Source organism: Paenibacillus ginsengarvi (assembly GCF_003626695.1).
Taxonomy (GTDB): Bacteria; Bacillota; Bacilli; order Paenibacillales; family NBRC-103111; genus Paenibacillus_AB; species Paenibacillus_AB ginsengarvi.
Window position 1 is genome coordinate 88,784 of the sequence record NZ_RBAH01000027.1, and the last position, 14,937, is coordinate 103,720.

Annotated in this window: 13 protein-coding genes and 1 pseudogene; 3 read left to right on the forward strand and 11 right to left on the reverse strand. The window is 53.8% G+C overall.

The annotated features are described in order from the left end of the window. Positions 1 to 156: 156 nt before the first annotated feature. Positions 157 to 531: a cytochrome-c oxidase gene (locus D7M11_RS28550; protein WP_120750681.1), complete on the forward strand. Its 375-nt coding sequence runs from the start codon at positions 157 to 159 to the stop codon at positions 529 to 531. Between the two features lie 68 nt (positions 532 to 599). Here D7M11_RS28550 and D7M11_RS28555 read toward each other — a convergent pair whose 3' ends face one another. Continuing rightward, entirely contained in the window at positions 600 to 1,085 is a 486-nt protein-coding gene (locus D7M11_RS28555) for a cell wall elongation regulator TseB-like domain-containing protein (RefSeq protein ID WP_120750682.1), read from the reverse strand. A gap of 34 nt (positions 1,086 to 1,119) precedes the next feature. Then, positions 1,120 to 2,415, reverse strand: a complete 1,296-nt coding sequence (locus D7M11_RS28560; protein ID WP_120750683.1) for an amidohydrolase — start codon at positions 2,413 to 2,415, stop codon at positions 1,120 to 1,122. Between the two features lie 323 nt (positions 2,416 to 2,738). Between D7M11_RS28560 and D7M11_RS28565 the strand changes: the two genes are divergently transcribed. Together D7M11_RS28565 and D7M11_RS28570 are read left to right on the forward strand one after the other, a co-directional pair. After that, complete coding sequence (locus tag D7M11_RS28565) at positions 2,739 to 3,359, forward strand: DUF47 domain-containing protein (RefSeq protein WP_120750684.1); 621 nt, start codon at positions 2,739 to 2,741, stop codon at positions 3,357 to 3,359. Positions 3,360 to 3,467: 108 nt separating this feature from the next. Further along, positions 3,468 to 4,466 (forward strand): inorganic phosphate transporter, encoded by a 999-nt coding sequence (locus D7M11_RS28570; RefSeq protein ID WP_120750685.1) that lies wholly within the window; start codon positions 3,468 to 3,470, stop codon positions 4,464 to 4,466. A gap of 83 nt (positions 4,467 to 4,549) precedes the next feature. Here the strand turns inward: D7M11_RS28570 and D7M11_RS28575 are convergent, their stop codons facing one another. The 9 genes and pseudogenes from D7M11_RS28575 to bshA form a co-directional block, all read right to left on the reverse strand. After that, the gene (locus D7M11_RS28575; protein WP_120750686.1) at positions 4,550 to 5,176 is read right to left on the reverse strand and encodes a redox-sensing transcriptional repressor Rex; all 627 of its coding nucleotides are present in this window, start codon (positions 5,174 to 5,176) and stop codon (positions 4,550 to 4,552) included. Beyond that, positions 5,173 to 8,031, reverse strand: a complete 2,859-nt coding sequence (gene dinG, locus D7M11_RS28580) for an ATP-dependent DNA helicase DinG (protein ID WP_120750719.1) — start codon at positions 8,029 to 8,031, stop codon at positions 5,173 to 5,175. Before dinG ends, D7M11_RS28575 begins: the two co-directional genes overlap by 4 nt. Positions 8,032 to 8,295: 264 nt before the next feature. After that, positions 8,296 to 8,943 (reverse strand): hypothetical protein, encoded by a 648-nt coding sequence (locus D7M11_RS28585; RefSeq protein WP_120750687.1) that lies wholly within the window; start codon positions 8,941 to 8,943, stop codon positions 8,296 to 8,298. A 20-nt stretch (positions 8,944 to 8,963) separates the two neighbouring features. Beyond that, positions 8,964 to 9,347, reverse strand: coding sequence for an aspartate 1-decarboxylase (gene panD, locus D7M11_RS28590; RefSeq protein ID WP_120750688.1), 384 nt, complete (start codon positions 9,345 to 9,347; stop codon positions 8,964 to 8,966). 30 nt (positions 9,348 to 9,377) lie between these two features. Next, a pseudogene (panC, locus tag D7M11_RS28595) lies at positions 9,378 to 10,247 on the reverse strand (pantoate--beta-alanine ligase); the annotation flags it as partial. Positions 10,248 to 10,272: 25 nt separating this feature from the next. Beyond that, positions 10,273 to 11,133, reverse strand: coding sequence for a 3-methyl-2-oxobutanoate hydroxymethyltransferase (gene panB / locus D7M11_RS28600; protein WP_120750690.1), 861 nt, complete (start codon positions 11,131 to 11,133; stop codon positions 10,273 to 10,275). A gap of 325 nt (positions 11,134 to 11,458) precedes the next feature. After that, positions 11,459 to 12,418, reverse strand: a complete 960-nt coding sequence (locus D7M11_RS28605) for a biotin--[acetyl-CoA-carboxylase] ligase (RefSeq protein ID WP_120750691.1) — start codon at positions 12,416 to 12,418, stop codon at positions 11,459 to 11,461. Then, positions 12,418 to 13,713: a CCA tRNA nucleotidyltransferase gene (locus D7M11_RS28610; protein WP_120750692.1), complete on the reverse strand. Its 1,296-nt coding sequence runs from the start codon at positions 13,711 to 13,713 to the stop codon at positions 12,418 to 12,420. The genes D7M11_RS28605 and D7M11_RS28610 overlap by 1 nt, the downstream gene beginning before the upstream one ends. A gap of 44 nt (positions 13,714 to 13,757) precedes the next feature. Continuing rightward, a complete protein-coding gene (gene bshA, locus D7M11_RS28615; protein WP_120750693.1) occupies positions 13,758 to 14,930 on the reverse strand; it encodes an N-acetyl-alpha-D-glucosaminyl L-malate synthase BshA in 1,173 nt (390 codons plus the stop codon). Positions 14,931 to 14,937: the final 7 nt, after the last annotated feature.

Sequence of the window (14,937 nt, forward strand, 5' to 3'; positions counted from 1 at the left end):
TTCCGATGCAACTTGTGGTAAAGCTGGTATGACCGCCGGCGGCAGGCATAAAAAATCGAGCTGACGATAGAAAGGAACAAAGGAATGAAAGCGCTTCACGACGAATACGTATATCGTTGTATTTTGTCGAACTATTACGATAAGGGAGGATAACGTATGGGTGCTCGTTTCATTCAGGTATCGGTTATTTACTTTCTGATCGGAGTCGTGGTGGGGCTTGTGATGGGAATTGCGGAGCAATTTCAGTATACGTCCACTCACGCCCATATCAACTTGCTCGGTTGGGCGTCGCTTGCTTTGATCGGCGTCATTTACTCGGTATTTCCGGAGGCCGGGAATACGAAACTCGCCAGCGTCCAATTTTGGCTGCACAATATCGGGCTTCCGCTGCTGATCATCAGTATGATCTTGTTCGCTAACAATCTGTTAAGCGTCGGCATTCCGACCGCATCGGTAGGCGGCTTGCTCGTAATCGCTTCCGTCGTGTTGTTCGTCGTTAATGTATTCGGTAAGATTAAAGCCCGCACCTAAACTCAGAAAGGGCCGCCGCACGACAATAGGGCTGACCCGCCATTCTAGCGGATCAGCCCTATGCAGGACTAAAGAGGTAGCATTTTCCACGTATCAACTTCAAGGCCGTTGTCGAACCGGTAGTACGTATAGTAATAACGGTCCATGCCGTCTTCCTTACGCTTGTACAGCACTTCCCATACATACGCTTCATTCAGTACGCCCGGCATTACACGCAAAATGTCGTTATTCTCCTGCTGCTTCATCACTTGCTCGCGAACCCACGACTCGGTCACGCCGGCGGTTTCGTACTCCATATGGACTTCGCCCTCGTGAACCCAGGCGATGGCGGGTTTGCCCTCGCCGTCTTTGCCGAATACGATCCGGTACGAATCCTCGCCGACGAAGTTCTCGACCTTGTCGATCGTCCGCATGTACGTGCTGGCCGTAACGGTTTCGATGGCGGCGGCACGGTCCGCCCACTCCGCGCTATGTATCGTCCGGTAGAAGAATACGAGGGCAACCACAATCAGCAGCAGCACGGCAATCAAGCTGTACATGATTTTTTTGCCCATCGCCTTCTCCCCCCTTCCCGCACGTAGCCGCATCTTAGTTCGTCAAAAGCTCGAAACGCCGCTGCGCTTCGTATTTGATGCGCTCTTCATCGAGCGTCAGCGCTTCCCCGCCGCGAACGATTTGTTTGCCGTCAACAAATACGTCGGTTACGTCTTTCGCCGAAGCGGAATAGACGATATGCGATACATAATCACTTTTCGGCAGGAAGTGGGCTTGATCGACATCCAGAGCGATAAAATCAGCCTTCATGCCGACTGCGAGCGTTCCGACACGATCGAGCCAGATCGATTTCGCACCGTTCACCGTTCCCAGCTTGAGCGCTTCCGTCGCAGGGACAGCAAGCGGATCGCCGGACACGCCTTTATGGATAAGCGCCGCTAGACGCATTTCCTCGAACATGTCCAGATTGTTGTTGCTCGCCGAGCTGTCCGTCCCCAGGGAGACGAGAACGCCGGCCTTCAGCAAGTCAGGTACGCGAGCGACGCCGCTGGCCAGCTTCAGATTGCTACCCGGATTGTGCGATACGTGAACGTTATGTTCGCGCAGCGTCTCGATCTCGCGATCGGTCAGATGCACGGCGTGGGCCACGAGCGAAGGACGCGAGAACAAGCCCAGCTTCGCCAGATGATCAACCGGGCGCAAGCCGTACTGCTTCTCGTTTTCCAGCACCTCATGAAGCGTTTCGGACATATGGGTATGCATCGGCAGGTCGAGGTCATGCGCCGCTTGGACAAACTTCTCGATAAAGTCGGGCGGGCACGTATACGGGGCATGCGGCGACATCATCGTCGTAATGCGGCCATCCGCCTTACCGTGCCAGTCTTTGGCAAACTGGATCGCTTCCTGCAGCTTCTGCTCCTGTACATCGGGCGGACAGAGGCCGATCGCACCGCGGGTCAAGCAGCCGCGCATGCCGGATAACTCAACCGCTTGCGCAACCTCGTTCATATGATCGTACATGTCGACGAAGCTGGTTGTCCCGCCCTTGATCATCTCGAGGATGGAGAGCAGCGTTCCCCAGCGCACGTCTTCGCCGGTAAATTTCGCTTCGTTCGGCCACATTTTTTCTTGAAGCCATACTTGCAGGGCAAGGTCGTCCCCATAACCGCGCAGAAGCGACATGGCCGCGTGACAATGCGTATTGACGAGTCCGGGCATATACAATTTGTTCGTTCCGTCCATAATAACATCAAACGGCACGGAAGCATCCGGCTCCTTGTCCGACAAATAAATGATCGTATCGTTGTCAAATCCCATAAATCCGCGAACGAGCGGAGCTTCATCATTTACGGTAACGAACGTGCCGTTCCGGATTAAAGTTCTTGTCACTTCTTCATCAGCCTTTCCCCGTATAATTCGAATCATTGCATTTAGGCGCGATCAAAAAAATAGCGGACCTGCTGTTGATCTCGTCACACGCGTCACTACGCCTTTTCTGGACAACGGATGGGTCAACTATTTTTTTTGATCGCGCTTTACGCTTCAAATAGTACCCTTTAAATAAGTCAAAATCAAGAGAAACGGGATGAGAGCACCTATAATTCGCGAATATTCGTCATGATTCGTTTGCTTTTTTCTACCGCGATATGATAATTTTAATTTTGTGTAAACGACTGTATCCATCTATATCACTAATGGGGGTTATTCGCTTGATGATTTTTAATAAAAAAGGCGAGATCGATTTCCTGAATCTTCTCATTCAGGCTGCGGAAAATACGCTGAAAGGCGCGCATATGTTCCGTAGTGCCATGATGGGAAGCGAACCGCCTGCTACATATTTCACAGCATTGAAGGAAATCGAAAACGTGGGCGACTCATATACCCATGAAATTTTCAAAGGATTGAACAAAGTGTTCATTACGCCGCTCGACCGGGAAGATATTATGGAGCTGGCTGTCAGGCTCGACGACGTGCTTGACGGCATCGAGGCTTCGATCGCGCGCTTCGACTATCTGAACATTACGTTCACGAACACTTATATGAAGGAATTCTCCGAAGTGCTTGTATCCTCTTGCGAGCATCTTGTCGCCGCCTTCAAGCTGCTTTCCAAGAAAAAATATATGCAGATCCAGGAACATACCGTACAAATCAACAGCCTCGAAAATGAAGGCGACCGCTTAATGCGCGAAGGCATCCGCGAAATTTTCACGCATCCGACCGAGCCGTATCATGATTTCAAGCTGAAGGAGCTGTACGAGCGTCTGGAGCAAACGACGGACAGCTGCGAGGACGTAGCCGACATCCTCGAGAGTGTCGTTCTTCGCTACGCCTGATACGTATCCGAAACCTGCTTTTTACCCGCCGATTTCTCAGGCAGATTAGCCGACTGCCGAACGGAATCCGCTGCTGCCGTATGTCAATCCAAGCGTTAGGAGAAAATCATGCTTACTTTGGTTATCATCGTCGTCCTTTTGGCGTTATTATTCGACTTCATTAACGGATTCCACGATACGGCGAACGCCATCGCAACCTCCATTTCGACCCGGGCGATGTCTCCGCGGTTTGCCGTCTTTTATGCGGCCGTGCTCAACTTTATCGGTGCGGTTCTGTCCTCCGAAGTGGCGAAGACGGTCGGAGGAAGCATCGCCAATCCGGCCAAGATCGAGAATGGCATACAAATTGTCATGATTGCGCTCATCGCGGCGATCGCCTGGAACTTGTTCACCTGGTATTTCGCCATCCCATCGTCGTCCTCTCACACGCTGATCGGCGCGTTAGCCGGTGCGGTGCTGGCAGGAGCGGGATCGGCCTCGCTCAACTGGAACGGGTTTCTGGGAATCGTCAAAATATTGATTTTGTCTCCGATTATCGCCTTTGCCGTCGGTTTTCTCATTATGGGGATCATCAAGTACGCGATCCTGCTTAGCGGCAACACGTCCCGCTCGAAGCTGAACCGGGTTTTCCGCACGTTCCAGATTTTGTCCGCGGGCCTGCTCTCCTTCTCGCACGGCGGGAACGACGCCCAGAAAGCGATGGGGATTATCGTATTCGCCCTTGTTGCCGGAGAATTTCAATCGACGCTGGATGTGCCCATGTGGGTTAAAATTGCGGCTGCAACGGCTATGGGCCTCGGCACCTCGATCGGCGGCTGGCGCATTATCAAAACGGTCAGCAAAAAAATTATGAAAATCGAGCCGGTCAACGGATTTGCATCGGACCTGACCTCCTCGATCGTTATCCAGACGTCTACGGCTATCGGACAGCCTCTGTCGACCACGCATGTCATCACGTCGGCCATTATCGGTACGGGCAGCGTTATCCGCTTCAAGGACGTGAAGTGGGGTACGGTTACCCGCATGATCCTTACCTGGGTCATTACGATCCCGATCAGTATGGCGCTCGCATTCCTGTTGTACAAGCTCGTTTTCGCTCTGTTCTAGTTTCTAACGGCGGGATCGCACGGCCTATAGACGAAGAAGCGGCAAGGTGTTAAGCCCCGCCGCTTCTTTTTTTGTTATTCGGTTTACGGATGATCCAAGTAATAAGCCAGACTCATCAGCTCGGTCGTAAAATCGGCATGATGGACGCGCACTTCGCCCGGCACCTTGATGATCACGGGAGCGAAGTTGAGTATCGCTTCCACCCCGGCCTCCACAAACTGATTAGCTACGATCTGAGCTTCGAACGCAGGTACCGTAATGATGCCGATCCGCACTTTATGCTCCTGGATCGTACTGCTCAGCGCCTCCATCGGCAATACGGTCAGATTGCCGATCTGCGAGCCGATTTTCTCCGGAAAGCTGTCGAATACGGCGACGATCTTCATATTGTCCTTCAGGTAGGCGTTATAATTGCACAGCGCCCGCCCCAGATTGCCCGCTCCGACAAGCGCAACCGGAATAATTTGATCGAGCTTTAAAATTTGCCGGATTTTCTCGATCAAATAAGCGACGTCGTAGCCGATCCCTTTTTTGCCGAACTCGCCGAAATAAGCCAAATCTTTGCGAATTTGCGCCGGGTTCAAATCCAGCTTTTGCCCCAAGTCCTGGGACGAAACCATCTGCACATTTCGTCTGCTCAGCTCGTTCAAATAGCGTAAATAAACCGGAAGACGGCGAACGACCGCTTCCGATATTTTAGGCGTCTTCATTCCTTGTCTCCTCCCAGCCAACCGGAAATTCTGGATACCAAATGCTGTGTCGACAAATGCTCGATTTTCGGTCCCGGCAGCGAATACAGGAAGTTCCGCCCATAAGACGTTTCCAGCACTCTCGTATCGTAGATGATAACAACGCCACGATCCTTTGCGGTGCGAACGAGACGGCCGAACCCTTGCTTGAAACGAATGACCGCCTGGGGCACGGAAAGCGCCGTAAACGGATTTTGGTTGCTCTTCTTTATTTGCTCGTTTTTCGCTTCGACCAGCGGATGATTCGGCGGCTGGAACGGCAGCCGGACGATGGCCAGACAGGTGAGCGCCTCGCCGGGAATGTCTACCCCTTCCCAGAAGCTGCTCGTGCCAAGAAGCACGCTCTGCGACTGCGAGCGGAACATCCGGATCAGCTTGCTGCGGTTGCTGCTGTCGACGCCTTGACCGAGTACTTGAATCGAATGCGGCTTCAAACGCTCCTTCAGCTCCGGATGGATCTGCTTGAGCATCCGGTGCGACGTGAACAGGACGAGCATCCGGCCTTTCGTTTCAACCGCCACATCGGCTAGAGAACCGACCAGCGCCTCGAGGAAAACGGCGTCCGCCGTAGCGCCTTTGACGCTCGGGAAATCTCTCGGAATGAGCACAAGCGCCTGCTCCCTGTACTTAAAAGGAGACGACAATTGAATCGTCTTCACCTTCCGCTCGTCCGACAGCGGCTGCAAGCCAAGCTGTGCGGCGCTGTATTGAAACGACTTGTTGACCGTCAGCGTAGCGGACGTCAGCACGACCGTGTCCTTCGTATCGAAAAAATGCTGCTTCAGCAGATGGCTCACATCGAGCGGTACGGCAAACAATTGCAGCGACTTGCTCTTATAAAACGGCGAAGCTTCCAGCCAGTATACATAATCCGCCTGAGGCATTTGGAGGAAAAACCGCAAAATATCGCGCTGGCGCAGCAGCTGCTTCACGGAGCCGGACAAATCGGTCAATACGCTGCTTGTCGTAAATTCTTCCGTCTCTTCCTTCAGCTCGGTAATGAGCCGGTCGAGCTTCTTCGTCACTTCCGTCGCTTCCAAATAAATATTTTCTTCGATCACGAGCAGCGTGTTCCACGACTTCGGCAGCGATTCCGGTTTCAGTCGCAGCACGAGCTGGCCGGTTTCGTTTCCGGCTGAGTCGCTTCGCTCTCCGATCATCAAGTACAGCAGCTCGGTCAGCTTATCCCATTCTTCCTTGATCCGCACAAGCCGCGGATAAACCGATTCGATGACCGCGTTCCATTCGGTCGCCTTCTCTTCCGTTCCCCGCTCGAGGCGGAATTGCAAATTCGGCAGCTGACCGCTCTTCGAATCTTTAAACAGCCATACGAGCGTCCCGACTAACGATCCGTAGTGCAGATCCATGCCGAGATGCTTGCTCGCCACTTCCTCAAAATGATGCGCTTCGTCGATAACGAGCTGCTTGTAGGCGGGCAGCAGACGGTTCTCGGCCTGAACGTCCGTAAACAGCAGCGAATGGTTCGTCACGATGACGTCCGCTATATTCGCTTCGTGGCGGGCCCGGTGGTAAAAGCACTTTTTAAACCACGGACACATCCGGTTCAGGCACGAATCGGTATCGCTTGCGACCGTTTGCCAAAACTCGGCCCCGCGGCCGGCAAAAAACAGTTCCTCGTCGTCGCCGTGCTGCGTCTCGCTGAGCCAGACGACCATCTGCGCAGCGCTGACCCGGTCTTCCTTCTCGCTGGCAAAATCACGATTATACAGCTTCTGCTCGAATTTGCGCAAGCACAAATAGTGACTGCGCCCTTTCAGGATGGAAGCCCGGAAAGGAGCGGGAAAAATATCGTGCAAAAGCGGAATGTCTCTGGCCCGAAGCTGTTCCTGCAAATTGATCGTGTGCGTGCTGACGATCACCTTCTTGTCTTCCTTGATGCCATAATACAACGAGGGAATCAAATATCCAAGCGATTTGCCCGTTCCGGTGCCCGCTTCCACCATCAAATGGCGCTCTGCGTCAAACGAGCCTTCCACTTCCATAATCATCTGCTCTTGCGCCTCGCGCTCTTCGAAATCGTCGAATTTGCTGCGCAGATTCGCTTTGATTTTGCCGTAAAATTCGGCGAACGTTTCGCTTCTGAGCTCGCCTGCCCCATCCTTGCCTTCCCGTGCAGGCTTCTCTTCATCCCAATCGTCCACGTTCAGCGCGTACTGTCGAAAATAACGGCCCGTTTCGGGGTCGAGGCTCGTTTGCATCTCTTTGCGCAAGCGCATTTCCTGCATAAACCAGCCCATATCGCTCGGGTCGTTCTCGAATAGCTGGGCTATTTTCTGAACGGTAAGTAGCGGCAGCTCATCCAGCTTCTCGAGACATTTCAGCCAGATTAACGCCGTCACCTCGGCATCGCTGTCCGCCTGATGCGGCCGGTCATGTTCGAAACCGAAGGCAGCGCTAACCATCGACAGTTGCAAGCTCGTCAGTCCCGGAAACAAGATGCGAAGTACCGGTATCGTATCCAGTACGCGTCCGTCAAAAGGCAAATATCCGCTCTTCTCGCTAGCGTAGCGCAAAAACATATGGTCAAATCCGGCGTTATGCGCTACCAAAGCGCTTCCTTCCAGCAGCGGCAGCATATCGGTCAGCACGTCTTCGATAGGTGGTGCGTCCGCTACCATGCTATCGGTAATGCCGGTAAGCTGCACGATAAACTCCGGTATGGGCTTGTTCGGCTTTGCCAAAGAAGAGAATCTTTGGCTAATAGCTCCATCCTCTATAACAACAAGACCAACCTGTATGATATCATCGGAAGGTTGGTCTCCAGTCGTTTCCAAATCGAGTACCGCATATCTCATCCGGTTCGTCTTCAATCCCTTCTCTACGATTCCCCTTCATACTTATAAAAAAAATATATAAATTTCGGGGCCCCCGCAAAGTAACTGGAGTATTTTCGAAACCTGAACTCCACTTTGTGGGGTAATTGTAGCATACCAAATTCGAAACGTAAAAGGGAAGGGCTTATTCCGAATGTTTGTTTGTATGTGCCCCGCAAAGCGATAGCACATTAGCTGTAAATACTTGTTACTTTGCGGGGAATACCAGGAGCTAAATAAATAATTTCAATGAATAAATCCGTTGCCGGAGCTTGATGCGCCGCCGATCTGGGACAAACAGATGCCCATATTGATCATCGGTTCGACACTTGTCGGGTCGAGCGAATACGCCAGCTTGAACAAGCTTTGGGCTTGCTCCATATTCGCATTTTTGGCTTGAATACAGCCCATTGCATTATAAGATATGGCCTTCATCTGCGAGTGCTCGGCAAAGGAAGTAATGAACCGGAAATGCCGGTACGCCTCGACATCGTTGTCCAGCCGCATATGGCTCATCGCCAAATATAACCGGCCAAGCAAAAAATCCGGGTGCTGCTCCAGCATACTTTCGAATTGCAGCGCCGCCTTGTCGAACATGAGCAGTTGAAAGTAGCCCTGCCCTTTCTTGAACGTATCGGACGATTCGAGCGCCGCTTGGTGCGGATCGGGCGCAGCCGCTTGAGCGTCGGCCCAGCCGTTTTTCTGAATCGACTCGAGAGCTCGGGATAGCTTTTCTTCAAATTGCAGCCATTCCTCGATAAACGAATCGCTCATCGATTTTAACATTTCCAGCTTTTCGTTCAGATCCTGCTTGCCTTGGACGCCCACTGTCGGATACTGCTTCATCACTTCATCCAGTGTATCATTCATCGTGGCGAACAACTGTTTCAACATGACCTGATCCCACCTTGCCGTTACAAGATTGTGGAATGCGTCTCCACGTTTAACGTGTCGATGACTTTGTTGCCTTCTCCCATAATGGCGATTCGAGGCTTATAAACTTTGGCTTCCTCACGCGTCATCATCGCATAGGCGATGATGATGACCGTATCGCCGGGGTGGACGAGACGGGCTGCCGCGCCGTTCAGGCAGATTACGCCCGAGCCGCGTGGACCGGGAATCACATAAGTTTCGAGGCGCGCTCCGTTGTTATTATCTACAACCTGCACTTTTTCATTAGGCAAAAGTTCAACCAAGTCCATTAAATCCTCGTCGATCGTAATGCTGCCCACATAATTCAAATTCGCCTCCGTGACGGTGGCGCGGTGTATTTTCGATTTCATCATGGTCAAAAACATGGCAAGCTCTCCCTCCCTCTCTCTTCAGCCGAAAATGCGGTTGTCGATCAGACGCGTGCCGCCGAACTTGACCGCAAGCGCCACAAGTATCGGCTGATTGGCGTGCCACTCTTCCATAGACGCAACCGGCTCAAGACCGGGATACGTGCGGATTTCCGCATAATCGATGCGCGCAAGCGGTGCACTTTCAATATTTCCGCGAATATGCTGCGTCAGCTTTTCAATCGTCATACCGGGCTCCGCGACCCAATCGTCGATACGGCGCAGCGTTTCGATCAGCACTACGGCCTGCTTGCGCTGCTCTTCGTTCAAATAAACGTTACGGGAGCTCATGGCAAGCCCGTCAGGCTCACGCAGCGTCTCGCAGCGAACGATGCGAACCGGCGAGTTCAGATCGGCCGTAAACTGCTCGATCACGGCTACCTGCTGAGCGTCCTTCATCCCGAAGTAAGCCTGGTCCGGCTGCACGATATGGAACAGCTTCGTTACGACGGTCGCCACGCCGTCGAAATGGCCGGGGCGGGATGCGCCGCACAATACGTCTGTAATCGAGGTAACGATCACCTTCGTTTTGATCGGAGCGGGATACATCTCCTGAACGGAAGGCATAAACACAAAGTCCGCTCCCGCTTCCTCCGCAAGGCGTAAATCCCGCTCCGCATCGCGCGGATATTTATCGAAATCTTCGGTCGGACCGAATTGCAGCGGATTGACAAAAATGCTGACGACGACTAGATCGCATTCGCTTTTGGCCCGCCGGATCAGGCTCATATGTCCTTCGTGCAAATATCCCATCGTAGGGATCATGCCGACTGTCGAAGTGAGTTTCGTTTGTTCCACAGCCCGTCTCGCTTGCTTCAGCGCCGAGCGTATATCGTTTATTGTGTGCAGAGCCTGCATACCAGAGATCCACTCCCGTTATTCATTACTTATCCTTTTTGTCGCCGCCGTACAGATGTCCGGCGATTTCCAATTCGGCATGGAACGTATGCTCGGCGGCCGGGAAGCTGCGGCTTTTGACGTCATTGACATATTCGGCGATCCCTTTACGAATAGAATCTCCAATGTTCGCGTACGTTTTAACGAATTTTTTGGGATACAGCGGCGACGAATATTGCAGCATATCGTGAAATACGAGCACCTGACCGTCGCAATGCGGTCCGGCCCCGATGCCGATCGTCGGAATCGACAGCTGCTTCGTAATTTGCTCGGACAGCTCGTCGGTTACAAGCTCCAGCACAATGGCGAACGCCCCCGCCTGCTCCAGCGCTTTCGCGTCCTCGAGCAGCTTCTTCGCCTGCTCGCTATTTTTTCCCTGCACCTTATAACCGCCGATCTGGTAGACCGATTGCGGCGTTAATCCTATATGTCCCATAACCGGAACGCCCGCTTTGACGCTGGCTTCCACTGTATGGGCGATTTCCGTTCCGCCCTCCATCTTGACCGCTTTGCACAAGCCTTCGCGCATAAGACGGCCGATGTTCTGCAGCGATTGGTCGATGGAGCCGTGATACGTCATGAACGGCATATCGGCTACGACGAACGGCTCGGTAACGGCCCGGGTGACCATCTTTGTATGGTAAATGATTTCGTCCAGCGTCACCGGCAGCGTGGACTGTTGTCCTTGAACGACATTGCCGAGCGAATCGCCCACCAGAATGACGTCGACCCCCGCTTCCTCCGCAAGCTTGGCGGAAGGATAGTCGTAGGCGGTGATCATTGAGATCGGGATGCCTTCACTTTTCATCTTTTTCATTTTCGTCGTGCTCATTTTTTTCGGTTCCATCCGGACACCAACTTTCCTAATGTTGGCCCCGAACCGACGCGCAAACGTAAAAAAACCTTTTGGCCGAAAGCCAAAAGGAGTTCGCTGCAACAGGAAACAACATTCGAACGTTGTTTGTTTTCCGTCTCGGTCCTTTTGGGCTCAGAGCAGAATTACGGTCTTGCCTGATTACATTAACAAACGATATATCGATAAGCAGCGAGTGCAGTTCCGGGTAGGATACCGCCTCTTGGCTCTCATTATACCAGAGTGTTTACCATTTAGACATCCTTTTTTCGGGGAGCCCCAGCCTCGATGCCTTGTCTCCACTTAGCAGTGTTCTTTTTCAAATTTCCGCAGAATACAGCTTCGTTAGCGTACCGTCGGACTGACGGACGAGCAGAGCCCCCATTTCGTCGATCGACTCCGCCACCCCTTCGACATTCCCCTTCGTGGTGCGTGCGAGCAGCGGACGGCCAAGTGAAATCGTCAACGCCTCCCAAGCGACCCGGATCGGCTCAAAGCCTTCCTCGTGGTACAGTGTGTACAACTGCTCGAATTGCTCCAGAAACGTCCGGATCAGCTCGCTCCGGTTCCATTCGGCGCCGGATGTGATCCGAAGCGATGTAGCCTTCTCCAGCAGCTCTCCAGTATAGTCTTCGGCGCGCAGATTAACGCTTATGCCGATTCCGGCGATCACATATTTCAGACGTTCGTCCTCCGCGCTCGACTCCAGCAAAATGCCGCTAACTTTCTTCCCTTCGATCAGCAAATCGTTCGGCCATTTGATCGCTACCGGAACCTGCTCGATTTGACGGATCGCCCGGCACAACGCTACCGCGACAAGCAGCGTAAGCTGCGGCGTAAACTGGAGCGGAACGAGCGGCCGAAGAATGAGGCTCATCCAGACGCCTTTTCCTTTCGGCGAATGCCAGCTGCGCCCCATCCGTCCGCGCCCGGCCGTTTGCTGCTCGGCCAGCACGAGCGTACCTTCCGCCGCTCCTTGCGAGGCGAATTTATGGGCGACCGTCTGCGTCGATTCCACCGAATCGAAAAGCTTGATCGTCCGTCCCATCGTTGTTGTATGCAGCTTGGACAGCAGCTCCGCGAGGTCGTATCGATCGGGCACCCCAGTAAGCCGGTATCCTCTGCGCGGTACGGCCTCGAACGAATAACCCTGATCTCTCAGGGCGCTAATATGCTTCCAGACCGCCGTACGGCTGCAGCCGAGCTTCTCGCTAAGCTGCTCCCCGGATATGTATTCGTTTGGATGTAACTCGAAGTAAGCCAGTATTTGTCGATCCATTATGCATTGTCCCGCTTTACCCGTATTTTAGCTATTTCCAAAAGGCTCGTCCGCTCGTTCGGAATAGTTCCCAGCGCGACTTCCGCAAGCAGCTCCTGAAGCAGAAGGCCCAGCCACGGACCGGGCCGCTTGTCCAGCAGCGCTGCAACCTCCGACCCGCCGATCGCCAGATCGGTAACCTTGTCGGCCGCCACAAGCTCCACCCATTCTTCCGCCCGCTTAGCAAAAACGAGCCAGCCGCGTTCGCCAAGCGCTTCCTCGCGCCATGCCGCGAGCCGCAGCCATTCCCGCACTAGCGGCTTGCCGAATTCGACACAGACCAAAGCAACCAGGCCATAGCCTGCTTTTGCGTTCTCAGCCGTATCCGAAGCGCGAATAACGTCTGTTGCCCGTTCCTTCATCCAAGCGTCCGCCTTGAGCAGCTTAACGACCGCGTCGCTTTTTTTGCCGGCGAACTTGAGCCGCTTCATCGCCTCTTTTGCCGCTTCGGCATCCATTCCGAGTTGCACGAAGAGCGCTGTCCAGCGAAGCTCCGAGCCTTCGATAAGCCCGAGCACGGCAGGCCACGCCGGTTCGGTCCCGGCTTCTCCGTTTGCCAGAGGCCAATCGATTGGCTGCTTGAAATGACGGGGCAGACGGCTCCGGTACAGCAGCTCGGCTGCCCGGTCCGGCGCGTGGCCCGAAATCATTTTGTCCAGCTCCGCACTAACCCGCTCCATCGCCACATGGCTCAGCAGCGCCGCGTGAGCGAGCAGCGCGCTCCACGTATCCGGCTCCAGCTCGAAGCCGTACTCGCACGCAAAACGAATGCCGCGCAGCATCCGAAGCGCATCCTCGTGAAACCGCTCCATCGGATCGCCGACCGCGCGAACCAGCTTCGCCGCCAAGTCGGCTTGTCCCCCGAACGGATCGATGCAGCTGCCATCAGCCGCGATCGCCATCGCATTGATCGTAAAATCGCGTCGGCGCAAATCTTCGTTCAGATCGGAAATAAACTCGACCGACTTCGGCTTGCGAAATAACTCGTACTCGGATTCTTTGCGAAACGTGGTCACTTCAAACGTATACCGCTCCATAATGACCGTAACCGTGCCATGCTGGAGACCGGTCGGAGCGGTTCTCGCAAACAACCGCATAACTTGCTCCGGCAGCGCCGACGTAGCGATATCGATATCTTTGAGCGGACGCCCCAGAAGCTTGTCCCTGACGCAGCCGCCCACGAAATAAGCTTCGTAGCCGGCTTCGCCGAGACGGGCAAGCACTTCCTTTCCTTCAAGCTCCATCGCTTCCGACATGATTCGCCTTTCCTTTCTCCGTAATACGCTCACCTGGATCGTTATTACGCTTGACACATCTCATTGATATTAATTTCCGGAACCGGTCTGCCAAGCACCCGGTAATAAATCTGTTCGTACTGCGCCGTAATCAGATCGTTGCAGAACGTTCGTCTCGCCCGATCCAGACAGGCTTTCGACATCGCCTCGTACAAGCTGTCGTCTTGAAGCAGCCGCACCGCATAGTCGGCCATTAACTCCGTATCGCCGATTCCGGCCAAAAATCCGGTTTCACCATGTGTAATCAGCTCCGGTATACCGCCCGCATTCGAACCAACCGTCGGAACGCCGCACGCCATCCCCTCCAGCGCTACCAGCCCGAAGCTCTCCTTCTCGGAAGGGAGCAGCATGACGTCCGCCATCGAGATGACCTGTGCGACATCATCCTGCTTGCCGGCAAAGATGACGCGGTCCGTCAGCCCCATCTCCTTGACCTTGCATATCGTCTTCGACAGCTCCGGGCCTTCGCCGACGAACAGCAGCTTGGACGGCACTTGCCTCAGCACTTTGGCGAATACGTCCACAACGTCTCCGATCCGTTTGACGGGGCGGAAGTTCGAGATGTGCAGCAGCAGCTTTTCGTCCGGCTTCACGAAATCGCGCCGCATTGACGCTACGTCCCTCGGGTAGTACACCCGTTTGTCCACGAAATTGTACGCCAAATCGATCGGCTTGTCGATCGAGAGCAGCTCCCGCGTTTCGCGGATCAAATCCTGGGACACCGCCGTCACCGCATCGCTGCGTTCGATACCGAGACGGATCATATCGCTCAGCGACTCGTCTTGTCCGAGTACCGTTATATCCGTTCCGTGAAGCGTCGTAATAACTTTCAGGTCGCTGCCGGCCATTTCCTTCGCCAAAAACGCGCACACCGCATGCGGTACCGCGTAATGTACGTGGAGCAGATCAAGCTGCTCCATTTTGGCGACCTGCGCCATTTTGCTCGCCAGCGACAAGTCGTACGGCGGATATTTGAACACGTAGTAGTCGTTAACCTCAACTTCGTGATAAAAAATGTTTTTATGAAATTTCCCTAGCCGGAACGGTACGCTGTGGGTGATGAAATGGACCTGATGCCCTTTTTCCGCGAGCAGCTTGCCGAGCTCCGTAGCGACTACGCCGGAGCCGCCAAGCGAAGGGTAGCACGTAATGCCGATCTTTAGACGGTCACTGTTCATTCGTTTC